This is a genomic window from Pantoea sp. SGAir0184, assembly GCF_043544755.1.
In genome coordinates, this window is record NZ_CP028050.1 from 1,660,753 (window position 1) to 1,682,655 (window position 21,903).

The 21,903-nt window shown below is 59.4% G+C and carries 22 protein-coding genes and 1 other annotated feature; of the genes, 7 read left to right on the top strand and 15 right to left on the bottom strand.

All coding sequences use genetic code 11. The annotated features are described in order from the left end of the window. Nucleotides 1-13 precede the first annotated feature (13 nt). The 10 genes from C1N60_RS07605 to hisL all read right to left on the bottom strand — a co-directional run bounded on the left by C1N60_RS07605 (nucleotide 14) and on the right by hisL (nucleotide 7,832). Nucleotides 14-490, bottom strand: coding sequence for a YbaK/prolyl-tRNA synthetase associated domain-containing protein (locus C1N60_RS07605; protein WP_394521604.1), 477 nt, complete (start codon nucleotides 488-490; stop codon nucleotides 14-16). A gap of 105 nt (nucleotides 491-595) precedes the next feature. Continuing rightward, on the bottom strand, nucleotides 596-1,207 hold the full coding sequence (gene hisIE / locus C1N60_RS07610) for a bifunctional phosphoribosyl-AMP cyclohydrolase/phosphoribosyl-ATP diphosphatase HisIE (protein WP_021509350.1): 612 nt from the start codon (nucleotides 1,205-1,207) through the stop codon (nucleotides 596-598). Further along, nucleotides 1,201-1,977: an imidazole glycerol phosphate synthase subunit HisF gene (gene hisF / locus C1N60_RS07615; RefSeq protein WP_262264472.1), complete on the bottom strand. Its 777-nt coding sequence runs from the start codon at nucleotides 1,975-1,977 to the stop codon at nucleotides 1,201-1,203. The genes hisIE and hisF overlap by 7 nt, the downstream gene beginning before the upstream one ends. Next, complete coding sequence (gene hisA, locus C1N60_RS07620; protein ID WP_394521605.1) at nucleotides 1,959-2,696, bottom strand: 1-(5-phosphoribosyl)-5-[(5-phosphoribosylamino)methylideneamino]imidazole-4-carboxamide isomerase; 738 nt, start codon at nucleotides 2,694-2,696, stop codon at nucleotides 1,959-1,961. The genes hisF and hisA overlap by 19 nt, the downstream gene beginning before the upstream one ends. Beyond that, nucleotides 2,696-3,286: an imidazole glycerol phosphate synthase subunit HisH gene (hisH, locus tag C1N60_RS07625; protein WP_211725678.1), complete on the bottom strand. Its 591-nt coding sequence runs from the start codon at nucleotides 3,284-3,286 to the stop codon at nucleotides 2,696-2,698. The genes hisA and hisH overlap by 1 nt, the downstream gene beginning before the upstream one ends. Continuing rightward, nucleotides 3,286-4,353, bottom strand: coding sequence for a bifunctional histidinol-phosphatase/imidazoleglycerol-phosphate dehydratase HisB (hisB, locus tag C1N60_RS07630; protein ID WP_394521606.1), 1,068 nt, complete (start codon nucleotides 4,351-4,353; stop codon nucleotides 3,286-3,288). Before hisB ends, hisH begins: the two co-directional genes overlap by 1 nt. Further along, nucleotides 4,350-5,426 (bottom strand): histidinol-phosphate transaminase, encoded by a 1,077-nt coding sequence (hisC, locus tag C1N60_RS07635; protein ID WP_021509355.1) that lies wholly within the window; start codon nucleotides 5,424-5,426, stop codon nucleotides 4,350-4,352. Before hisC ends, hisB begins: the two co-directional genes overlap by 4 nt. Then, complete coding sequence (gene hisD / locus C1N60_RS07640) at nucleotides 5,423-6,730, bottom strand: histidinol dehydrogenase (protein ID WP_058757315.1); 1,308 nt, start codon at nucleotides 6,728-6,730, stop codon at nucleotides 5,423-5,425. Before hisD ends, hisC begins: the two co-directional genes overlap by 4 nt. A 3-nt stretch (nucleotides 6,731-6,733) precedes the next feature. After that, a complete protein-coding gene (hisG, locus tag C1N60_RS07645) occupies nucleotides 6,734-7,633 on the bottom strand; it encodes an ATP phosphoribosyltransferase (protein ID WP_031280070.1) in 900 nt (299 codons plus the stop codon). A 54-nt stretch (nucleotides 7,634-7,687) separates the two neighbouring features. Continuing rightward, nucleotides 7,688-7,809 (bottom strand) — a sequence feature (His leader region). After that, entirely contained in the window at nucleotides 7,785-7,832 is a 48-nt protein-coding gene (gene hisL, locus C1N60_RS07650) for a his operon leader peptide (RefSeq protein WP_100396937.1), read from the bottom strand. (Overlaps the previous feature by 25 nt.) Before the next feature lie 180 nt (nucleotides 7,833-8,012). Between hisL and C1N60_RS07655 the strand changes: the two genes are divergently transcribed. Further along, nucleotides 8,013-8,840: an SDR family oxidoreductase gene (locus C1N60_RS07655; protein ID WP_394521607.1), complete on the top strand. Its 828-nt coding sequence runs from the start codon at nucleotides 8,013-8,015 to the stop codon at nucleotides 8,838-8,840. Between the two features lie 196 nt (nucleotides 8,841-9,036). On the opposite strand, the gene C1N60_RS07660 is transcribed toward C1N60_RS07655, so the two are convergent. From C1N60_RS07660 to puuD, 3 genes are read right to left on the bottom strand one after another with little or no spacing between them, the layout of a single operon-like run. Next, nucleotides 9,037-10,317, bottom strand: coding sequence for an NAD(P)/FAD-dependent oxidoreductase (locus C1N60_RS07660; RefSeq protein WP_058771096.1), 1,281 nt, complete (start codon nucleotides 10,315-10,317; stop codon nucleotides 9,037-9,039). Between the two features lie 21 nt (nucleotides 10,318-10,338). Further along, a complete protein-coding gene (gene puuR, locus C1N60_RS07665) occupies nucleotides 10,339-10,896 on the bottom strand; it encodes an HTH-type transcriptional regulator PuuR (protein ID WP_394521608.1) in 558 nt (185 codons plus the stop codon). Beyond that, nucleotides 10,893-11,657, bottom strand: a complete 765-nt coding sequence (puuD, locus tag C1N60_RS07670; protein WP_021509363.1) for a gamma-glutamyl-gamma-aminobutyrate hydrolase — start codon at nucleotides 11,655-11,657, stop codon at nucleotides 10,893-10,895. The genes puuR and puuD overlap by 4 nt, the downstream gene beginning before the upstream one ends. A gap of 211 nt (nucleotides 11,658-11,868) precedes the next feature. Between puuD and C1N60_RS07675 the strand changes: the two genes are divergently transcribed. Further along, nucleotides 11,869-13,284, top strand: a complete 1,416-nt coding sequence (locus tag C1N60_RS07675; protein WP_394521609.1) for a glutamine synthetase family protein — start codon at nucleotides 11,869-11,871, stop codon at nucleotides 13,282-13,284. A 366-nt stretch (nucleotides 13,285-13,650) separates the two neighbouring features. Then, a complete protein-coding gene (locus C1N60_RS07680) occupies nucleotides 13,651-15,009 on the top strand; it encodes an APC family permease (RefSeq protein WP_058757322.1) in 1,359 nt (452 codons plus the stop codon). Nucleotides 15,010-15,278: 269 nt separating this feature from the next. Here the strand turns inward: C1N60_RS07680 and sbcB are convergent, their stop codons facing one another. Beyond that, nucleotides 15,279-16,700, bottom strand: a complete 1,422-nt coding sequence (gene sbcB / locus C1N60_RS07685; RefSeq protein ID WP_394521610.1) for an exodeoxyribonuclease I — start codon at nucleotides 16,698-16,700, stop codon at nucleotides 15,279-15,281. 202 nt (nucleotides 16,701-16,902) lie between these two features. Between sbcB and dacD the strand changes: the two genes are divergently transcribed. From dacD to tmaR, 3 genes are all read left to right on the top strand, one after another. Further along, nucleotides 16,903-18,069: a serine-type D-Ala-D-Ala carboxypeptidase DacD gene (dacD, locus tag C1N60_RS07690; RefSeq protein ID WP_031280074.1), complete on the top strand. Its 1,167-nt coding sequence runs from the start codon at nucleotides 16,903-16,905 to the stop codon at nucleotides 18,067-18,069. A 162-nt stretch (nucleotides 18,070-18,231) separates the two neighbouring features. After that, nucleotides 18,232-19,290, top strand: a complete 1,059-nt coding sequence (locus C1N60_RS07695; protein WP_021509368.1) for an FUSC family protein — start codon at nucleotides 18,232-18,234, stop codon at nucleotides 19,288-19,290. A 171-nt stretch (nucleotides 19,291-19,461) separates the two neighbouring features. Then, on the top strand, nucleotides 19,462-19,782 hold the full coding sequence (gene tmaR / locus C1N60_RS07700) for a PTS system regulator TmaR (protein ID WP_021509369.1): 321 nt from the start codon (nucleotides 19,462-19,464) through the stop codon (nucleotides 19,780-19,782). 43 nt (nucleotides 19,783-19,825) lie between these two features. Here the strand turns inward: tmaR and C1N60_RS07705 are convergent, their stop codons facing one another. Then, nucleotides 19,826-20,893: a LacI family DNA-binding transcriptional regulator gene (locus C1N60_RS07705; protein WP_394521611.1), complete on the bottom strand. Its 1,068-nt coding sequence runs from the start codon at nucleotides 20,891-20,893 to the stop codon at nucleotides 19,826-19,828. Nucleotides 20,894-20,992: 99 nt separating this feature from the next. Between C1N60_RS07705 and C1N60_RS07710 the strand changes: the two genes are divergently transcribed. After that, the gene (locus tag C1N60_RS07710; protein WP_058757325.1) at nucleotides 20,993-21,763 is read left to right on the top strand and encodes a YdcF family protein; all 771 of its coding nucleotides are present in this window, start codon (nucleotides 20,993-20,995) and stop codon (nucleotides 21,761-21,763) included. Nucleotides 21,764-21,903: the final 140 nt, after the last annotated feature.

Consider the following 21,903-nt stretch of genomic DNA (forward strand, 5'->3'; position numbering starts at 1 on the left):
TGGTGTATGGCAATTAGAGTATTATTTTCATCACGTTACCATTATGCAGTGCGCGGTAATCTTCCACCTGCAGTACCACCGACTTCTCCAGCAGCCCGGCGTTAAAGGCAATTTCGTCGTAGCGCTCGAACAGCAGCGGGTCGACCACCAGCTGTAAATCCGCATGAAAGCTAAACGGCGGAATCGCGCCAAACACGCAGCCGGTCAGCGCATCCACTTCAGCCGGCGAGGCCAGCGATGCGCGACGGCCACCCACGGCGGCTGCCACTTTATTCAGGTCGGCCTGCTGATCGGCTGGCAGCACCGCCAGCACATGCTGTTTGATGCCGTTGCCCTTGACGTGACACACCAGCGCTTTGGCACCTTGTCCCACTTCCGTGCCACGAATCGCGGCCACGGCTTCACATTTACCGGTCGCTTCATGCTCCATGAGTCGGTAACGGGCGTTGTGCTGATCGAGCAGGGCGAGCAGTTTTTCATGCGTGGTCATGGAGGTTTCCATTCTGATGAAGCGCAATTGATCGCACTCTTTTGCGAACTATGCTGCTCAAAATCGAGCCAGAAAGCCCGTTTTGAGCAGCATGGCGCACAATTGTTACTTATGGCGTGCGCGCAGGTTGTTGATGATGGTGCTGAGATCCAGCTCCTGATCCTGCAGCAGCACCAGCAGATGGTACAGCAGGTCGGAGGCTTCGTTAGTCAGTTCGTGGCGGTCATTGACGGTAGCAGCCAGCGCGGTCTCAACACCTTCTTCTCCCACCTTCTGTGCGATGCGCTTGGTGCCGCTGGCGTACAGCTTCGCCGTATAGGAGCTGGCCGGATCGGCACTTTTACGCGAGGCCAGCAGCTGCTCCAGCTGATACAGGAACGTCCAGTCCGGTGCGGCAGGCGAAAAGCAGCTCGAGGTACCGAGATGGCAGGTGGGGCCAATCGGATTGGCCAGCACCAGCAGTGTGTCGTTATCGCAATCCGGCGTGATGCTGACCACTTTGAGGAAGTGGCCCGACGTTTCGCCTTTGGTCCATAAACGGTTTTTGGTGCGGGAGAAGAAGGTGACGTTGCCGTCGGCCAGCGTCTTGTGCAGCGCGTCCTCGTTCATATAACCGTGCATCAGCACTTCGCCGGAGACGTTGTGCTGGACGATGACGGGCATCATGCCCGCGGTTTTGGCCCAGTCCAGTCTGGCCAGTTGTTCTGCAGTTAACACGCGCGAATCTCCACACCGTTGTCGATCAGGAAGTTTTTCAACTCGCCGATATTGATAATTTGTTTGTGAAACACCGAAGCCGCCAGCGCGCCGTCGACGTTTGCCTGCTCGAAGGCTTCGAGGAAGTGCGCCATGGTTCCTGCGCCGCCGGAGGCGATCAGCGGCACCTTACACACGTCACGCACCTTCTTCAGCTGCACCAGGTCGTAGCCGTTACGCACGCCGTCCTGATTCATCATATTCAGTACGATCTCACCAGCGCCCAGCTTCTGCACTTCCTCTACCCAGTCCAGCGTTTCCCACTGGGTAACGCGGGTGCGCGCTTCGTCGCCGGTATACTGATTGACGTGATACTTGCCGCTGGCTTCATCAAACCAGGTATCGATGCCCACCACGATGCACTGCACGCCGAAGCGATCCGCCAGCCGGGTAATCAGCGTTGGATCGGCCAGCGCGGGCGAGTTGATGGAGATCTTGTCCGCGCCAAACTGCAGAATGCGCGCCGCATCTTCCGGGGTTTTGATGCCCCCGGCGACGCAGAACGGAATATCGATCACTTCCGCCACGCGCGATACCCAGCTTTTATCCACCACGCGGCCGTCGGAAGAGGCGGTGATATCGTAAAACACCAGTTCGTCAGCGCCTTCCTCGGCATAGCGCTGCGCCAGCGGTACGATGTCACCAATGATTTCGTGGTTGCGGAACTGCACGCCTTTCACTACTTGCCCGTCACGCACGTCCAGACAGGGGATTATCCGTTTTGCCAGCATGCAATTGCCTCCGCTACCATAAATTTATCTTCCAGCAGGGCGCGACCGACAATCACACCCTGTGCACCGCTGCCGCGCAGGGCAGCGATATCGTCCAGTGAACCGATGCCGCCGGAAGACTGGAACGCGATATCCGGAAACGCCTGGGATACTTCCTGATACAGCGCCACGTTGGAGCCGCTCAGCGTGCCGTCGCGCGAAATATCGGTGCACAACACATGTTTCAGGCCCACCGGCTGGTACCAGCCAATCACCTCTTCCAGCGTCACGCCTGCCGCTTCCTGCCAGCCGCTGATCGCCACTTCTTTGCGATTGCTGGCGTCAATGCGCACGTCAAGCGCCAGCACAATGGCGTCGGCACCAAATTCGCTGAACCAGCCTTTCACTTCTTCCGGCTGCTTGACTGCGGTGGAGCCAACCACCACGCGCGTGGCGCCGGCTGCCAGCAGGGCGGCCACATCGTCACGATGACGGATACCGCCGCCAACCTGTACCGGCACGCTGACGCCGCGTAAAAGCGTGGTTAGCAGCGGGATCTGGCGCTTTGCCGGATCTTTCGCCCCGGTCAAATCCACCAGATGTAACACTTCCGCGCCCTGGCGTTCATAATCCTGCAGGCGCGGCAGGGGATCGTTGCCGTAATCACGCTGCTGGCCGTAGTCGCCCTGATGCAGGCGTACCACTTTGCCGTCGATCAAATCTAATGCGGGGATAATCATCACATCTCCAGGAAGTTTTTCAGCAGCTGCGCGCCGGCTTTACCCGAGCGCTCCGGGTGGAACTGCACGCCGAAGAAGTTATCTTTCTGCAGGGCGGCGGTGAACGGCAGGCCATAGTCGCACTGGGCGATGGTGGCGGCATTCACCGGCATGGCGTAGCTGTGCACAAAGTAGAAATAGCTGCCGTCCGGAATGTTGCGGAACAGGTGATTGCCGGCCTGCGCGGTGATCTGGTTCCAGCCCATGTGCGGCAGCGGTAAACCCCGGGTATCCATCAGCGATACCGGCTCATCAACGATGCCCAGCGTGCTGACGCCGCCGTTCTCATCGCTGCCGCGTCCGAGCAGCTGCATGCCGAGACAGATGCCGAGCACCGGCTGGGTGCAGGCTTTCACCAGCTCGATCAGATCGCGCTCCTGCAGCTGGTCCATCGCCGCCCGCGCGGTACCGACGCCGGGCAGAAACAGTTTGTCGGCGCGTAGTACCACGTCCGGATCGCGGCTCACCTCGGGCGTGTAGCCGAGGCGCTCAATCGCCCACTTAACCGAAGAGAGGTTGGCGCAGCCGGTATCAAGAATCACCACGTTCATTACAGCACTCCTTTCGAGCTCGGCAGGGTGTTGCCCTCAACGCGAATCGCCTGACGCAGCGTGCGGCCAAAGGCTTTGAACAGGCTTTCCACGCGGTGATGATCGTTGCGGCCTTTGGTTTTCAGGTGCAGCGTGCTCATCATGGCGTACGACAGCGAGCGGAAGAAGTGCTCGACCATTTCGGTGCTCAGGTCGCCAACGCGCTGGTAGCTGAACTCGGCTTTGTATTCGAGGTGCGGACGGCCGGAGATATCCAGCGCGCAGCGCGCCAGGCACTCATCCATTGGCAGCACGAAGCCGAAGCGGCCGATGCCGCGCTTGTCGCCCAGCGCCTTCAGCAGCGCTTCGCCCAGCGCCAGGCCGGTGTCTTCTACCGTGTGGTGATCGTCGATATACAGGTCGCCTTTCACCTCGATGTTCATGCGGAAGCCGCCGTGCACGGCGATCTGATCCAGCATGTGATCAAAGAAGCCGACGCCGGTGTTAATTTTGCTGCCGCCTTCGCGATCCAGCCACACTTCCACTTTAATCTGCGTCTCTTTGGTGTTGCGGTTCACCAGCGCGTGACGGTCGCGTTTGGTCAGGCGCGCCTGAATCGCGTCCCAGTCTTCGCCTTCCGCACCGTAGCGCAGGCCCTGAATGCCCATGTTCTGCGCCAGCTGGATGTCGGTCAGACGGTCGCCAATCACATAGCTGTTGGCGGTATCCAGCGCGCCGTCGGCCAGCCAGGCTTCGACCATTTTGGTCTTTGGCTTGCGGCAGTCGCAGTTCTCTTCCGGCAGATGCGGGCAGATCAGAATGTCCCTGAAGTTCACGCCCTGTGAGCGCAGGATCTGCATCATCAGGTTGTGCGGGCCGTCAAAATCGGCCTGCGGGAAGCGCTCAGTGCCCAGGCCGTCCTGGTTGGTGATCATCACCAGCTGATAACCCGCCTCCTGCAGCGCCAGCAGGGCCGGGATGGCGTTCTTCTCAAACGCCAGCTTCTCCATACGGTCCACCTGAAAATCCGTCGGCGGCTCAGAGATGAGGGTACCATCGCGGTCGATAAAAAGGATCTTCTGACTCATGCTTGCTCCACAGATAAGGCTTGCAGCGCGGCGATTAGGCGCTCGCACTCTTCACGGGTGCCGATGGAGATGCGCAGACATCCCGCCAGGCCAGGGTTTTTGTTTTGGTCGCGCAGAATAATGCCCTGATCCCACAGCGTTTTAAATACTTTTGGCGAGTCAGTGAAGCGCGCCAGAATATAGTTAGTCTCGCTCGGGAAGACCTGCTGTACCACGCTCAGCTGCGGCAGCTGTTCGCACAGCCAGGCGCGGTTGTCGTTAAGCTGCTGCGCGTGCTGACGCATCAGCGCGATGCCTTGCTCGCTCAGCGCCTGCGCCGCCACGTCGGCCACCGGCGTCGCCAGCGGGTAAGGTGCAATCACTTTCAGCAGCAGATCGATCACCGGCTTGTTGGCCAGCGTAAAGCCGCAGCGCAGGCCAGCCAGCGCAAAGGCCTTCGACAGCGTGCGCAGAATCACCAGGTGCGGGAATTCCTGCAGCCAGCCGGCCAGCGTTGCTTGCGGGCAGAACTCAATATAGGCTTCGTCGGCCACCACCAGCGCTTTGCCGGCGGTCATCGCCAGCAGCTGGCGAATGTCATCCTGATTAATCAGATTGCCGGTCGGGTTGTTCGGGCTGCACATGTAAACCACTTTCACGCCGTCCAGCTGGTCCGCGATGGCGGGCAGATTGAGCTGCCAGTTATCCAGTGCCGGCACGGTGCGGTACTCAATGCCGATGGTTTCGGCGCTGACGCTGTACATGCCGTAGGTTGGCGGGCAGAACAGAATGGCGTCTTTGCCCGGTTCGCAGAAGGCGCGCATCAGCAGCTCAATCCCTTCATCCGCCCCGCGGCTCACCAGCACCTGCTCCGGCTGAACGCCGGCATAGGCGGCATAGCGCGAAATGACTAATTTGGGCTGGCACTCCGGATAGCGGTTCAGCGTCTGCTGCGACAGCTCAAACGGCACCGGCAGCGGAAATTCGTTCGCATTCAGCCATACATCACCGTTGCCACCAAGGCGACGAGCAGACTGATAGGGCGTCAGCGCACGCACGTTGGCGCGGGCTAAATCTTCAACGTTGTTGCTCATGCTTGCTCCTTCAGGGCGGCGACGCGCAGGGTCACGGCATTTTTGTGCGCGTCCAGCTGTTCCGCGGCGGCGAGGGTTTCAATGGTGGCGGCGAGGTTGAGGAAGCCCTGCGGCGTCAGCTCCTGGACCGTCATGCGTTTCTGGAAATCGGCCAGCCCAAGGCTGGAGCAGGTCGCGGTGTAGCCATAAGTCGGCAGCACGTGGTTAGTGCCGGAGGCATAATCACCGGCGGATTCCGGCGACCAGTCGCCGAGGAACACCGAACCGGCGCTGGTGATCTCCTCAACCAGCGCGCGCGGCTGGCGCGTCTGGATAATCAGGTGCTCCGGGCCGTACTGATTGGAGATTTCCACGCACTGCGCCAGATCCTGCGCTACGATCAGGCGGCTGCTCTCCAGCGCCTGACGTGCCGTAGCGGCACGCGGCAGCTGCGCCAGCTGTTGTTCAACCGCCAGCGCCACGCCTTCGGCCAGCTGTAGTGAAGGCGTCAGCAGGATCACCTGGGAATCCGGACCGTGTTCGGCCTGCGACAGCAAATCTGAAGCGACAAATGCCGGCGTCGCGCCTTCGTCGGCAATCACCAGCACTTCAGACGGACCGGCAGGCATGTCGATCGCTGCGCCGTCGAGACGCTGGCTGACCTGGCGTTTTGCTTCGGTCACGTACGCGTTGCCCGGGCCAAAAATCTTGTCTACTTTCGGCACGCTTTCTGTGCCGAAGGCGAGGGCAGCAATCGCCTGCGCGCCGCCGACCTGAAACACTTCCTGCACGCCGCACAGCTGCGCCGCATACAGAATTTCATCGGCAATTGGCGGCGGCGAGCACAGCACCACGCGGCCACAGCCGGCGATGCGCGCTGGCGTTGCCAGCATCAGCACGGTGGAGAACAGCGGCGCCGAGCCGCCAGGAATATACAGGCCGACCGATTTCACCGGACGGGTGATCTGCTGGCAGCGCACGCCCGGCTGAGTTTCCACGTCCACCGGCGGCAGAATCTGCGCGTTGTGGAAGGTTTCGATATTCGCCATGGCGTCTGCCATCGCCTGCTTTAAATTGTCGCTCAGCCGCTCGCCGGCCGCCTGCATCTCAGCGGCGGACACGCGCAGATTCTCCACCTGAGCTTTGTCGAAGCGCGCGCTGAACGCCCGCAGCGCCGCGTCGCCCTGCTGTTTCACCTGCACCAGCACGTCCTGCACGGTAGCGCTGATGCTGGCCGATGCCGAGATTGCCGGACGCTGCAGCAGCGCCTGCTGCTGTTCGGCACTGCACGCCTGCCAGTCGATAGGTTGCATGATTGCGCTCATCGGTTACTCCAGCATTTTTTCAATTGGCAGCACGAGGATCGAACTGGCGCCCAGCGCCTTCAGTTTTTCCATGGTTTCCCAGAACAGCGTTTCGCTGCTCACCATGTGCATCGCCACGCGGCTCACTTCACCGGCCAGCGGCAGCACGGTAGGGCGCTCGGCACCCGGCAGCAGGGCGATAACTTCTTCCAGCCGCTCGCTCGGCGCGTGCAGCATGATGTATTTGGATTCACGCGCTTTTATCACGCCCTGGATGCGCGTCATCAGCGTATCCACCAGCTGCTGTTTCGCCGCTGGCAGTTCGCCATCGCGCTGAATCAGCACCGCTTTGGAGCGGTAAATCACCTCAACTTCACGCAGGCCGTTGGCTTCCAGCGTGGCGCCGGTGGACACCAGGTCGCAAATGGCATCGGCCAGACCGGCGCGCGGTGCCACTTCAACAGAGCCGTTCAGCAGGCAGGATTTAAACGCGATGCCTTGTTTATCAAGGTATTTCTTCAGCAGGTGCGGGTAAGAGGTGGCGATACGGGCATTATTCAGGCATTGCGGACCGGTGTACTCGGCATCGACTGGCATTGCCAGTGACAGGCGGCAACCGCCGAAATCGAGGCGGCGCAGCGTAAAGTAGCGCGGGTCTTCGCCCTGCGCGCGGCGCGTCAGCAGCTCCTCTTCCAGCACGTTTTCGCCAACGATACCGAGGTCGACCACGCCATCCATCACCAGGCCAGGGATATCGTCATCGCGCACGCGCAGGATGTCGATCGGCATGTTCTCCGCAAACGCAATCAGACGCTGCTGCTGAAGGTTAATTTTAATACCGCAGCGTGCCAGCAGTTCGCGTGATTCATCACTCAAACGGCCAGATTTCTGCATAGCTATGCGTAAACGGGTGTTATCTAACATGGTTCCTGTCCTCTTATTCAATCCTGTCTGAAGCGTATCGGGTTGCGTTAGCCCATAAAAAAACCCCCGGAAGATGATCTTCCGGGGGCTCTCTTTGCGCTCGCACCACTGGAAGATCCTAAACGTCTTCCAGCACACATCGCCTGAAAGACTAGTCAGGGTGATGGTGATGATGGTGGTTGAACTGAACGCGTGTCATAAAAAATTCCGTTGCTGAATGAGTATTCATTTGCGTGCTGATTAACCTAACGAAGATGGCGGCGCTTGGCAACCCTTTTTTAACGTCAGTTTTCGCAACCTTCGGCAACAGTTTGCGCTGGTCTGGCTGACGCGCTGGCACTAAGATGGGGTGTCTTAGCGCGGGAGAGCAGGAGTCGATATGAAAAAGGTGGCGATTGTAGGTCTGGGATGGCTGGGAATGCCGCTGGCGATGGCGCTGTCAGCGCGCGGCTGGCAGGTGACCGGCAGCAAAACCTCACCGGACGGCGTCGATGCGGCGCGCCGCTGTGGTATTGATGCGTTTCAGCTGGTGCTGTCACCGGAGCTGGAGTGTGAAGCAGACAATTTGGCCGCGCTGATGGCGGTGGATGCGCTGGTGGTGACGCTGCCTGCCAGCCGCACCGTGCAGGGCGGCGAAGATTACATGCAGGCGGTGCAGAACGTGGTCGATACCGCGCTGGCGAATAAAGTGCCGCGCATCATCTTTACCAGCTCTACCTCGGTATACGGCAGCGGCGACGGCGTAAGAAAAGAGAGCAGTGCGCTGCAGCCGGAGACGGTAGCGGGCAAAACGCTGGTGGAGCTGGAAAACTGGCTGCATGACCTGCCGGGCACCAGTGTGGATATCGTGCGTCTCGCCGGACTGGTCGGCCCGAACCGCCATCCGGGACGTTTCCTCGCCGGTAAAACCAACCTGGAAAACGGCGCGCACGCGGTGAACCTGGTGCATCTTGATGATGTGGTCGACGCAATTGTGCTGCTGCTGCAAACGCCAAAAGGCGGGCACGTTTACAACCTGTGCGCCCCGAAACATCCATCACGCGACAGCTTCTACCCGAGCGTGTCGAAGCAGTTAGGCCTGGTGCCACCGACGTTTGTTGCCGAGCCGGTGCGCGCCAGCGGCAAGGTGATTGACGGTTCGAAGATTTGTCACGAGCTGGGGTTTGAGTACAGCTACGATGACCCGATGAAGATGCCGCTGGAGTAGGGGCGGTGCGGGGTTGCCCTCACCCTAACCCTCTCCCGCCCGCGGGAGAGGGAACCGCCCGAGCGCGCATTCCTGGTACTGCTCCCGGCTTAAATAAAGGCACTGTCATTCTCCCTCTCTATGCAGATGAACGCACCGTCTTTCTCCCTCTCCCCGTGGGAGAGGGCCGGGGTGAGGGCAGCAAACCGCACCCACCTTAAACCCCCAGCCGATCCCTTAACGCATACCAGGCCGCGCCCATCGCCGTCAGTGGCACCTTAAAGCGTCTTCCGCCGGGAAACGGCAGGTGCGGCAGCTTCGCAAATGCATCAAACCGCTCTGCATGGCCGCGCAGCACTTCGGCGATCAGCTTGCCGGAGAGGTGCGTGCAGGTCACGCCGTGCCCGCTATCACCCTGCATAAAGAACACATTCTTCTCCAGCTGACCAAACTGCGGCATGCGCGACAGCGTGAGCAGGAAGTTACCGCTCCAGCGATGGCTGATCTTCACGTCGCGCAACTGCGGAAAGGTGCGCAGCAGCTTGGGCCGGATCAACGCCTCGATGTCTTCCGGTTCGCGCGCGCCGTACACCACGCCGCCGCCGTACAGCAGGCGGTTGTCGGCGGTCAGGCGGAAGTAATCCAGCAGGTAATTACAATCTTCCACACAGTGGTTATTGGGCATCAGCCCCAGCGCCTGATCGCGGCTCAGCGGCTCGGTGGTGACGATCTGCGAGCCGCACGGCATGCTTTTGCGCCCCAGTCGCGGTTCCAGTTGCGACGGCAGATAGGCGTTGCCGGCAAAAATCACAAAGGTGGCACTGACTTCACCCTGTGCGGTTTTGACCCGATTGGGTGCGCCGTAGGTCACTGCCAGCGCCGCCGACTGCTCATATATACGGCCGCCGTGCCGGCGAATCGCCTCGGCTTCACCTAACGCCAGATTGAGCGGATGCAGATGGCCGCCGCGCCGGTCCAGCAGGCCGCCGACGTAACGGTCGGTGGCCACTTCACGGCGGATACCGCGCTCGTCCAGCAGCTCCAGATCGCTGTTGCCATAACGCGCCCAGCTGGCCTGCTGGCTGCGCAGATGCCCCATCTGACGCTGATTGAGCGCAGCAAAAATGCCGCCGGGACGATAGTCGCAGGCAATGGCGTAACGATCGATGCGGTCGCGGATAATCTCCGCCCCTTCGAACATCATGCTGCCCAGCATCTGCGCAGTCTGTTTGCCGTAGCGCTGCTCAATCACATCGACATCGCGACTGTAGGAATTCACCACCTGGCCGCCGTTGCGGCCGCTGGCGCCAAAGCCGACGCGGGCCGCTTCCAGCACCACCACATCGTAACCGGCTTCGGTGAGAAACAGCGCGGAAGAGAGCCCGGTAAACCCGCCGCCGATGATGCAGACGTCACACTGAATGCTCTCCTGCAGCTGCGGCCACGGCGCGTGCGCGTTGGCGGTCGCGGCGTAATAACTTTGCACGTGGTGCATCATAACCTCCTGTAGCGCGTGAACTCAGAAATTGGCGGGCGTATGCGCGCTGACAATGCGACACGGCTGATCTGACGTATTGGTAAAACTGTGCGGCAAACCGGTATCAATCACGTAACTTTCGCCGCGGTTAAGGTGATAACTCTGACCGTTCACCACCAGGGTGATTTCCACCTCCAGCACCGTGCCGGTCTCTTCCCCCGGATGGCGCAGTTTTTCACCGGTGCTGGCCCCCGGCTCGTAGCGCTCCAGCAGCATCGCCAGCGCGCGCTTAGCCGCACCGTTATCAATCAGCTGTAAAGAAACACCGAGACTGCCGATCTCAACGCAATCATCCGGCCGTACGATGATGCGCGGCGTGGCATTCTCTTTCGGCTCTGAGAAAAACTCCGACAGCGACAGCCCATACACTTTGAGTAGCTTTTGTAACGTGCTGACTGCCGGGCTGACTTTATCCTGCTCAATGGTGCTGATGGCGCTGTGTGTTAAACCTGACAACTCAGCGACGCGACGCTGAGACAATCCCAACTCCTGCCGGATTTGCGATAAGCGTCGTCCGGGCGCCAGAGTGGCATCATTCATGGCTGCTTTTCCTTGTGATAACGTGCTGCGGCGTGGATAAAGGCCTCGAATAAACGGCGCGAGACCGGATCGCGATCGGATTGCCACTCCGGATGCCATTGCACCGCCAGCGCAAACGGATGCTGGCGCAGGCTGACGGCTTCGATCAGGCCATCCGGCGCGCGGGCTTCAATGCGTAACTGCGGGCCCGGCTCGCGAATGCCCTGGCCGTGCAGCGAATTGACCGCGAACGCGGCAGCGCTGCCCAGCAGCTGGCTCAGCAGGCCATCGGGTTCGGGCTGCACCAGATGCGCCGGCGCGTACTGCTGCTCCAGCGGCTGACTGTCATCTTCGCGGTGCTCCTGAAACAGATGCGTCTGATGCAGCTGGCGATGCAGCGCGCCGCCGTTGGCAACCACCAGCTCCTGCAAACCGCGGCAGATGCCCAGCATCGGCATCTTTTTCCCGCTGGCGTGGGTGATAAGCGCAAAGGATAAGCGGTCACGCGACGGATCGGCATGCGCCTCATGACCCTCTTCACCGTAATGCCAGGGTTCAATATTGCTTGGGCTGCCGGTGAGCAAAATGCCGTCCAGCAGCGTCATACTGTTTTCTAATAGCTGCGGCGCGTGCATCAGCTGATGCGGTAAAGGCAGCGGCACGCCACCGGCGAGCACCACGGCGTCGAGGTATTTGTTATGCACGGTCTGCCCAACGTGGTTGCCGATGGGGTTCTGGCACATCACTACGCCAATCAAAGGCTTGTCAAAAATAATGCCCATTACGTCTCCACGCTGCTGTTCAATATTTTCGCCGGTTTTGCGCGCCAAGTAGAAAAAGTGTGCAATATATTGTCAATCTAGCAACCGTCTGGTTGTTCTTCAAACAGAATTGTTACATTTGCACACCATTTGCGTTAGAGCTATGTTAGAGGTGTGGCTGTTATTTTGAGCATGTGCAAACCATCTTAAACGGTATAGGGCGGGTGGGAAGATGACGAACCTCGTGGAAGTAGAAGACTTCACGCGACACAGTGAAGAAAAACGAACCAGCGCGTTCCAGCTGGAGGTGAAAACCTGGCTGGAACGCCATCCGGAAACGCAGTATGTCGATATTCTGTTAAACGATCTCAACGGGGTATTTCGCGGTAAACGCATTCCCGTCTCCGCGTTAGCCAAGCTGGAAAAAGGGTGTTACTTTCCGGCCTCGGTTTTCGCCATGGACATTCTCGGCAACACCGTCGAGGAAGCCGGCCTCGGACAGGCGCTCGGCGAACCTGATAACCTCTGCATACCGGTCCCCGGGACCTTAATTCCTTCCGCCTCTGACCCGCAACGCATCGCCCAGCTGCTGCTGACCATGTGCGACCAAGATGGCACTCCCTTTGACGTTGAACCCCGAAACGTGCTGAACCGGCTGTGGCAACAGCTGCGCAATCGCGGTCTGTTTCCGGTGGTAGCGGTAGAGCTGGAGTTCTATCTGGTGGACAAAAAGCGCGATGCCGAAGGCTATATTCAGCCGCCATGCGCGCCAGGCAGCGAAGAGCGTAACATGCAGAGTCAGGTCTATTCGCTGGATAATCTCGACCATTTCGCCGACGTACTGCGCGATATCGACGCGCTGGCGAAACTGCAGAATATCCCCGCCGACGGCGCGCTGGCGGAAGCCTCGCCGGGCCAGTTCGAAATTAACCTGCACCATACGCGCGATATCCTCAAAGCCTGTGACGACGCCATTCTGCTGAAGCGGCTGGTGCGTCAGGTGGCAGAAAATCACGGCATGACCGCCACGTTTATGGCCAAGCCGTATGAGGAGTATGCGGGCAGCGGCATGCACGTACACATCAGTATGCTGGATGCCGCCGACCACAACGCCTTTGCGCTGGATGATGGCAGCGATTCGCAGCTGCTGAAGCGCGCGCTGGCTGGCATGATCGATCTGATGCCGGCATCAATGGCGCTGCTGGCACCTAACGTCAACGCGTTTCGTCGCTTCCTGCCGGAGGCGTTTGTGCCGCTGCAGGCGTCATGGGGACATAATAACCGCACGGTGGCGCTGCGCATTCCCTGCGGCGATGTAGAAAACCATCGCGTCGAGTACCGTGTGGCGGGTGCCGATGCCAATCCGTATCTGGTGGTGTCAGCAATTATTGCCGGTATCTTGCACGGTCTGGATAATCAGCTACCCTTACCGCATCCGGTGAAGGGCAATGGCCACGAGGCGGAAGGGCTGGAACTGCCGATTCGCCAGAGCGATGCGCTGTACGAGTTTGAAAACAGCTATCCGCTGCAAAAGCTGCTCGGCGAGCGTTTCAGCGGCGTGTGGCACAGCTGCAAACAGTATGAACTGCGCGAGTTTGAACGGCTGATCACCGCCACGGAAATTGACTGGATGTTAAAGAACGCCTGACCGACAGAAGAATTGATCCAACGTCTTGTGTCGATGGCCTAAGTTGGGGCAAAATACGCGCCCTGCAAAAGACAAAACATAACCGACGCTTATTACGTCGGTTATTTTTTTGCATGGTGCTTTCACTACATGAACGAGGCCGGACACGCATCCGGATAGATAGACACTGAAACACGCTTGTGCGTGAGATTTGAGGAACAAAGATGGGACTGTTTACAATTGCACCAGCGCATGCTGGTTCTCGCTTCCGTGATGATTATGGCGCGGCGACAATCGCAAACACTAATATCACTTCTCACTGCAGCACGTTGCGCAGTATCCCTGTGGTACAACTGAACTCAGTTGTTGCTGTAGGGGGCCTGAACAATGTCGCTTAATACCTCTGCCGCACCACAGCGTGCACATCTGAAAAAATCTCTGACTCTGATCCCGGTCGTCATGATGGGCCTGGCGTATATGCAGCCAATGACCCTGTTTGATACCTTCGGCATCGTGTCAGGCCTCACCGACGGTCACGTCGCCACCGCTTATGCTTTCGCGCTGATCGCGATACTGTTTACTGCCGTGAGCTACGGCAAGCTGGTACGCCGCTTCCCATCTGCGGGCTCCGCTTACACCTATGCTCAGAAGGCTATCAGTCCGCACGTCGGCTTTATGGTGGGCTGGTCATCACTGCTGGACTATCTGTTCATGCCGATGATCAACATCCTGCTGGCGAAAAGCTACTTTGAGTCGCTGGTGCCGGGCATTCCGTCGTGGATTTTCGTGGTGCTGCTGGTGGCGTTTATGACCATCTCCAACCTGCGTGGGATCAAAACCGTGGCCAACTTCAACAGCGTCATTGTGGTGCTGCAGGTAGTGGTGATGGCAGTGATCACCGGTATGGTGGTGTATGGTGTGGCACACGGTATTGGCGCCGGTACGCTGACCAGCACTAAGCCGTTCTGGTCGGAAAATGCGCAGGTGGTACCGATGATTACCGGTGCAACCATTCTGTGCTTCTCGTTCCTTGGCTTTGACGGTATCAGCTCGCTGTCGGAAGAGACCAAAGATGCCGAGCGCACCATTCCACGCGCGATTTTCCTGACCGCGCTGATTGGTGGGGTGATCTTTATTGGCGTCTCGTACTTCCTGCAGCTGTATTTCCCGGATATCTCGCGTTTCCAGAATCCGGACTCTTCACAGCCGGAAATCATGCTGTTCGTGGCGGGTAAAGCGCTGCAGATCGGCATTCTGATTTTCTCGGTGGTGACGGTGCTGGCCAGCGGCATGGCGGCACATGCTGGCGTTTCGCGTCTGATGTACGTGATGGGCCGTGACGGCGTATTCCCGCAGCGTTTCTTTGGCTTCGTGCATCCGAAATTCCGCACGCCGTCGCTGAACGTGCTGCTGGTTGGTGCGGTAGCGCTGCTGGCGATCAACTTCGACCTGGTCACCGCAACGGCGCTGATTAACTTCGGTGCGCTGGTGGCGTTCACCTTTGTGAACCTGTCGGTGATTGCCCAGTTCTGGATTCGTGAGAAGCGTAATAAAACGCTGAAAGATCACCTCAACTATCTGGTGCTGCCCATCATGGGTGCGCTGACGGTGGGTGCGCTGTGGATCAACCTGGAAGAGACCTCGATGGTGCTCGGCCTGGTGTGGGCGGCGATTGGTATTGTTTACCTGGCGTTTGTGACCCGCACGTTCCGCAATCCAGTACCGCAGTTTAGCGAAGAGGTGTAAGGCTTTTCCCTCACCCTAACCCTCTCCCGCCCGCGGGAGAGGGAACCGCCCGAGCGTGAGTCAGGTATCAGCCCAGTAGCTGTACCAGAACGCACCATACCTCTCCCTCTCCCTGTGGGAGAGGGCCGGGGTGAGGGCATCAGCCCGCACCATACCTCCCCCTCTCCCCGCAGGAGAGGGCCGGGGTGAGGGCACCAAAACGCACTATACCTCTCCCTCTCCCCGTGGGAGAGGGCCGGGGTGAGGGCATCAGCCCGCATGAAACCCTGCTACGATACCAGCTCCTGCGCATACAAATACAGCGCTTTCAGCTGCGCCATCTTCTCTGCATCGCCCTCATGTAAACTGGCCAGCGACTCCAGCTCCAGCAAAAACGCCTGTACCCGCTCCGCATTAAGCTGCTCGCGGCGATGCTGCAGCCAGCGCTGCTGCTCTTTATCATCCAGCGTGCCAGGGAAGTTGCGGGCGCGATAGCGGAACAGCAGCTTCGCGATACGTTTATCCTCAAAGGTCAAATCGAGCGCCGGCAGGTTCTGCGGCGGCGTCTGGCGCAGGATGTTCATGCCGGCGCGATCGGCGTCGCTGAAGAAGCCATCATACAGCTGCGCATCGACATCCTCCGACGGCGTGAACGGCTCCGCTTCGGCAAACAGCGTCACCACATTTTCCCGCACTTCGGCATGCTGGCGCAGCAGGGCCAGATTCGCCAGACAGTGCTGACGATCGATACCCAGCCGTTCGGCATCTTCCGGGCGCAATGTATTGGCCGGGGCCAGGACCGGGCACTTATTGATGTGCACCAGCTTGATCGGCACCGCCGGCAAATCGCCCAGATCGCTGTGTCGCGTATACAGCCGCTCGCGCAACTCATCCGGCGACAGCGTCAGCAGCGGCGTCATGTCGCCGGCCAGATCGGCCACGATCAGCGCGTTTTTGTTATCCGGATGCCATGCCAGCGGCACAATCCAGCTGGTATTACCGCGCGCTGCGCCGAACATGCCGGAAACGTGCACCAGCGGCTTCATCTGCGGAATATCAATCAGCGTCATCAGTTTCTGCTTGTTGCGATGGGTAAACAGAAACTCAAACAGCTTCGGCTGCTTCTCCCGCACCAGCTTTGCCATCGCCAGCGTGGCGTACACATCGGACATGGCATCGTGCGCCTGTTCGTGTGCCACGCCGTTAGCCTGGGTGAGATGCTCCAGCTTAAAGCTCGGGAAACCGTCGTCGTTCTCCGGCCAGACGATGCCTTCCGGGCGCAGCGCATAGCAGGCGCGCATCACGTCGAGCAGATCCCAGCGCGAATTGCCGTTCTGCCAGCTCCAGCCATACGGGTCGATAAAGTTGCGGTAGAAGATATTGCGCGTCACTTCGTCATCGAAGCGCACGTTGTTGTAACCGATCACACAGGTCTGCGGTTCGCTGAACAGCGCGTGAATGCGCTGAGCAAACTCCACTTCCGGCACGCCGCGCGCGTTGGCCACCTGCGGCGTGATACCGGTGATCATTACCGCTTCCGGCTGCGGCAGGTAATCGTCCGCGAGCTGGCAGTAAAACACCTGCGGTTCGCCCACGGCGTTAAAGGCTTTGTCGGTGCGCAGGCCTGCAAATTGCGCCGGACGATCCAGCGACGGGCTTTTGCCGAAGGTTTCATAATCGTGGAACAGAAAAGTAAACTCAGAGGCGGGCACGGCGTTATCCTGGCTATGGAAAATCAACGCACAGAATAGTCGTCAGCCCGGTACAGCACAACCTCGATCGCCATCGCTGCGAGCGGGCGCGCAGCATTTGTCCGCGGTTCATACTTTTTTTCAATTTATTCAGATATCAAAGCGCTATTTGCCGTAAAACGTGCGGCGGTAAATTCATTTATTTGATGTTGAGGAAGAAGTGTTGAAAAGGCGTCTGTTGGTAACTGTATCTGGAATGATTGTTTGGGCATCGCTGGCGCACGCGGATGACAGCATGCCGTTTCCCCTGACGCCGCCGGCCATTGATGCCGCGTCCTGGGTGCTGATGGACGCCACCACCGGGCAGATCCTCACCGCAGGCAACCCGGATGCGGAGCGCAACCCGGCCAGCCTGACCAAACTGATGACCGGATATGTCGTTGACCGCGCGGTCGATCAGAAGAAAATCACCCGCGACGATGTGGTCACGGTGGGTAAAGACGCGTGGGCCGCCGGCAATCCGGTGTTTAAAGGCTCGTCGCTGATGTTTCTTAAGCCGGGCGATAAAGTCACCGTGCGCGACCTGATGCGCGGCGTGATCATCGATTCCGGCAACGACGCCTGCGTGGCGCTGGCCGACTATGTGGCCGGCAGTCAGGAGAGCTTCGTCAACATGATGAACAGCTACGTGCAGAAGCTCGGTCTGACGCACACCCACTTCGAAACCGTGCACGGTCTTGATGCGCCGGGGCAGCACACCACCGCGCGCGATCTGGCGGTGCTGTCGCGCGCCATCATCAACGGTGAGCAGGATTTCTACGCCATGTACAGCGAGAAAACCCTCAGTTTCAACGGCATTACCCAGAACAACCGTAACGGCCTGCTGTGGGATCAGAATCTGCACGTCGACGGCATGAAAACCGGCCACACCGAGAGCGCCGGGTTCAACATCGTCGCCTCGAACATTGTCGGTCGTCATCGTCTGATTGCGGTGATTATGGGCGGGAAAAGTTCGAAGGGACGAGAAGAGCAGGCGCGTAAACTGCTGGTATGGGGACAGAACAACTTCGACACCGTGCAGCTGTTCCACGCCGGGAAAAAGATCGGCAGCGAAAACGTCTGGTACGGCAACCCGCACAAAGTGGACGTCGGTACCACCGAAGATATCTATCTGTCACTGCCGCGCAGCGAAGTGTCGAACGTGATGGCGAAGTATGTGATCAATCGTAAAGACCTCGAAGCGCCGCTCAAAGCCGGCGAGCAGGTGGGCGAAATTCAGGTGCTGGATAAAGACAAGCAGCTGGCCAGCTATCCGCTGTACGCGCTGCAGTCGGTCGATGAAGCAGGCATCATCACGCGCATCAGCGATTACGTGAAACAGAAACTGTAAGCCGTCGGGCGATAAGCAAACGCTGCGTTACATCCTTGTGTGCACTGAGAAAACAAGATGTAGCGCAGTTGTATTATTGCGCAAAAAGTTGCGCCAGCCCCTCAATGTTCGTGCTGCACCAGGGTAACATAGCGCGCAAATTTTTATCGCACCCGGACCACCATGTTACGCGCTGATAAGCCCATCTCTCCGATTGAGTTCTGGTTTTACCGCCACTACCGCGCCGTGCACGGCGTACGCATCGCTATCGCCTTTGTGCTGTGCTTCCTGTTTGTCCGTCTGACCGATATTCCGGAAGGCACCTGGCCGCTGATCACGCTGGTGGTGGTGATGGGACCGATCTCCACCTGGGGCAATGTTTTGCCGCGCGTGGTGCAGCGTATCAGCGGTACCTTTGCCGGGCTGATATCAGGGCTGATCGCGCTGAAGCTGGAGCTGCTGTCACTGCCGCTGATGCTGGTGTGGTGCTTTATCGTGATGATCGTCTGCGGCTATCTGACGCTGGGCAAACACCCGTATATGGCGCTGCTGATCGGCATCACGCTCGGCGTGGTGGTCGGCGCGCCGGCCGGCGATTTCACCGTGGCGCTGTGGCGCGGCGGCGATGTGATCCTCGGCTCGCTGATGGCTTTACTGTTTAGCGCCATCTGGGCGCAGCGCGCCTATACTCACTGGCGCATTCAGCTGTCGGACGCCTTTATCAACATGGCGAAGATTCATCACGCTGGCTTTTCCGCCAACCTGGTGGAGAAGCCGCGCCTCAATCCGCGCTTCCAGAAGCTGCTTACCAGCGTGATCAAAATGCGCGCGCTGCTGGAGCCAGCGAGCAAAGAGACGCGCATCCCTAAATCGGTGTTTGAAGCCATTCAGACCATTAACCGTAATATGGTTAACACCATGCAGATGCAGATTGAAGCCTGGTGGGCGTCGCGCGAAAGCCATCTGATTCTGCTTAACGCGCCGACACTGCGCCGCACGCAGCAGATGACCGAGAACACCCTGAACGCGCTGGCGGCGCTGATGGTAAAAGGCGAGACCGAACAGGTGATTGCCAACAGCCACGAGCTGGAAGCCATCACCCAGGAGCTGGAAGCGCTGATCGCCAACGGCAGCGCGCGGCTGGAGACCACCGCGATTTACGGTTACGTCTGGCTGAGTCTGGAGCAGGCGCGTCAGCTGGAGCGCATGACCGACCTGGTGCGTCTGGCGCTGCGCAAATAGTTTTCTCAGGCAATGACTTAGTGCGAATTGCCCTTTCTTTGCGCTAAGATAAGTGCCAGTCCGAATTTAGCGGTGAAAATTGCGAACCCGGCTTATAAGCCGCTAAGCTAAATGTCTTCCCGGTTTATGACTATTTTGCCTGCCGCGGCAGGCCACAAGAAAGGTGCCAACATGGAAAATGCCAAGCAATCATTTCAGGACGTACTGGAGTTTGTGCGTATGTTTCGTCGTAAAAACAAACTGCAGCGCGAAATTACGGACAACGAAAAGAAAATCCGTGATAACCAGAAACGTGTGTTGCTGCTGGACAACCTGAGCGAGTACATCAAACCTGGTATGAGCGTGGAAGCGATTCAGGAAATCATCGCCAGCATGCGCGTGGATTATGAAGATCGCGTAGATGAGTACATCATCAAAAACGCCGATCTGTCGAAAGAGCGTCGCGAGCTGTCGAAGAAGCTCAAAGCGATGGGCGAACCGAAAGGGCAGTAAGCTCTACAGGCTTGATAGCCGCGTTTTGCTCCAGGGTCGCCCTTTACGGCGACCTTTTTAATGCCCGCGCCAGCTGCTGTAACTGATGCGCAATCTCCGCCACATCCACCTGCTGCTGCAACGGCGCCGCCGTGGTGGCGCGCAGGACCAGCTCGGTCTCCAGCGGCTGACTGTCCGGCATCTCTCCCTCAAGCTGCGCCAGCAGACGATCGACGCTCACCGTGCCTAACTGCTGTAAATCCTGGCGCACCGTGGTCAGCGGTGGCTGATACCACGCGCTCTCCGCCGTATCGTCGTAACCGATGATCGACATCTCCGCCGGAATTCGTACGCCATGCTGATGCAGCGCGCGCATCGCGCCCAGCGCCATTTGATCGTTAGCCACCAGCAGCGCCTGCGGCAGCTGGTCGGGCAGCAGTGTCAGCAGCGCCTGGTAGCCGGACGCTGCGCTCCAGTCGCCGCTCAGTACGCAGTCCGGCACCAGCTGATGACGCGCCAGCGCCTGTTGCCAGGCGCTAAATCGCGCCCGCGCTGACGCGGAGCTGGCAGGCCCGTTCAGCACGCCAATCTGCCGGTGGCCGAGCGCCACCAGATGATCCACCGCCTGCTGCGCACCGCTGGCGCTCTGATACTGACACTGCGCCACGGCCGCGCTGCGCTCCACATCCAGAAACAGCGTCGGTTTGCTGCCGCACTGCTGCTGAATCTGCGCCGCCTGCGCGGCATCCAGCGGCAGGTTGACCAGCAGAGCATCGACGCGCTGCGCCAGCAATTCATGCACCGTGTCCTGCGCGTGGCTGGTGGCATTGGCCATGGCGATCACCAGATGATAGCCCTGCGCCGCCGCGCGCTGCTGAATCGCCGAAGCAATCTGCGCCGGCGCCATTAGCGCCAGATCGCTGGTCGCCAGCCCGAGCGTGCGCGTGGCCTTGCCGGCCAGCTGCTGCGCGACCCGGTTTGGCACGTAGCTGAGCTGCTGCATCGCGGCTTCCACCCGCGCGCGGGTGCGGGGTGACACCTGCGCGGAATGGTTCAGCACCCGGGAAACCGTTTGATAGGAGACGCCAGCCAGCCGGGCGACATCGTCAAGCGTTACGGAACGCGCTGTCATTAATCCCTCCTGATGAGAATGCGGCGAGTGTAGCAAATTTTTCCCTGCCGTCGCGGTATTAAGGCGTTACACTGCCAGTGATAACGCAAGGAGAAAGTGATGCAGCTCAATGACCATCAAATTCAGGATATCAACACCATTGCCGCCTGGCTGGCGCTCGATCAGCTGCCAAAGGACGGTACGCTGGAGGTCGATTTAGCCATACTTGCCGGACATGCGGTGCTGCCAAACGTCGAAGCGGTGATTGCGCTGGCGAAGAAATATCAGCTGCCGTTGCTGATCAGCGGCGGCATCGGTCATTCAACCGCGCTGCTGGCCGCGATGATTGCCAGCCATCCGCTCTATCGCCAGATCGACACCGCCGGCAAGGGCGAAGCGCAGCTGCTGGGCGAGATGGCGCGCGTGTTCGCTGAGCTGCCTGACGATCAGCTGCTGCTGGAAACCGCCTCACGCAACTGTGGCGAAAACGCCGCCCTGAGCCAGCGCCTGCTGGATGAGCAGCAGTGGCAGCCGCAGCGCGTGCTGCTGGTGCAGGATCCGTTGATGCAGCGCCGCAGCTGGGAAACCTTCCGCTGGCAGTGGCGCGATCGCGAGCATGCGCCGGAATTCATCAGCTGGCCGGTGTTTGTGCCGCAGGTGATGATGGATGCGGGCATGCTGCGCATCGTTGGCGCGCCGCCGCAGGGGTTGTGGTCAGTGGAGCGTTTTCTGTCGCTGCTGATGGGCGAGGTGCAGCGCCTGCGTGACGACGCCAGCGGCTACGGCCCGAACGGCAAGGGGTTCTTCGGACACGTTGATGTACCCGACGCGGTCGAAGCAGCCTGGCAGCGCCTGATGCAGCTGCCCGGCGTGCAGTCGCGGCTGGGTTAAGCCGTTCCCCAGGATTGGGTGAATCCGATGGTTCCGGCGTGATATCGGTCGCCATGAATGGCGACCCTACAGTATCGTAGGGTGCGCATTTATGCGCACCAGGTTATTCCCGCGTACGGGGCCGTAGGGGGCGCATTCAT

Coding starts and splice junctions, on each gene's coding strand:
- C1N60_RS07605 (WP_394521604.1), bottom strand. CDS start 490: ATGACCACGCATGAAAAACTGCTCGCCCTGCTCGATCAGCACAACGCC.
- hisF (WP_262264472.1), bottom strand. CDS start 1,977: ATGCTGGCAAAACGGATAATCCCCTGTCTGGACGTGCGTGACGGGCAA.
- hisA (WP_394521605.1), bottom strand. CDS start 2,696: ATGATTATCCCCGCATTAGATTTGATCGACGGCAAAGTGGTACGCCTG.
- hisH (WP_211725678.1), bottom strand. CDS start 3,286: ATGAACGTGGTGATTCTTGATACCGGCTGCGCCAACCTCTCTTCGGTT.
- hisB (WP_394521606.1), bottom strand. CDS start 4,353: ATGAGTCAGAAGATCCTTTTTATCGACCGCGATGGTACCCTCATCTCT.
- hisC (WP_021509355.1), bottom strand. CDS start 5,426: ATGAGCAACAACGTTGAAGATTTAGCCCGCGCCAACGTGCGTGCGCTG.
- hisD (WP_058757315.1), bottom strand. CDS start 6,730: ATGAGCGCAATCATGCAACCTATCGACTGGCAGGCGTGCAGTGCCGAA.
- hisG (WP_031280070.1), bottom strand. CDS start 7,633: ATGTTAGATAACACCCGTTTACGCATAGCTATGCAGAAATCTGGCCGT.
- C1N60_RS07655 (WP_394521607.1), top strand. CDS start 8,013: ATGAAAAAGGTGGCGATTGTAGGTCTGGGATGGCTGGGAATGCCGCTG.
- C1N60_RS07660 (WP_058771096.1), bottom strand. CDS start 10,317: ATGATGCACCACGTGCAAAGTTATTACGCCGCGACCGCCAACGCGCAC.
- puuR (WP_394521608.1), bottom strand. CDS start 10,896: ATGAATGATGCCACTCTGGCGCCCGGACGACGCTTATCGCAAATCCGG.
- puuD (WP_021509363.1), bottom strand. CDS start 11,657: ATGGGCATTATTTTTGACAAGCCTTTGATTGGCGTAGTGATGTGCCAG.
- C1N60_RS07675 (WP_394521609.1), top strand. CDS start 11,869: ATGACGAACCTCGTGGAAGTAGAAGACTTCACGCGACACAGTGAAGAA.
- C1N60_RS07680 (WP_058757322.1), top strand. CDS start 13,651: ATGTCGCTTAATACCTCTGCCGCACCACAGCGTGCACATCTGAAAAAA.
- C1N60_RS07695 (WP_021509368.1), top strand. CDS start 18,232: ATGTTACGCGCTGATAAGCCCATCTCTCCGATTGAGTTCTGGTTTTAC.
- tmaR (WP_021509369.1), top strand. CDS start 19,462: ATGGAAAATGCCAAGCAATCATTTCAGGACGTACTGGAGTTTGTGCGT.
- C1N60_RS07705 (WP_394521611.1), bottom strand. CDS start 20,893: ATGACAGCGCGTTCCGTAACGCTTGACGATGTCGCCCGGCTGGCTGGC.
- C1N60_RS07710 (WP_058757325.1), top strand. CDS start 20,993: ATGCAGCTCAATGACCATCAAATTCAGGATATCAACACCATTGCCGCC.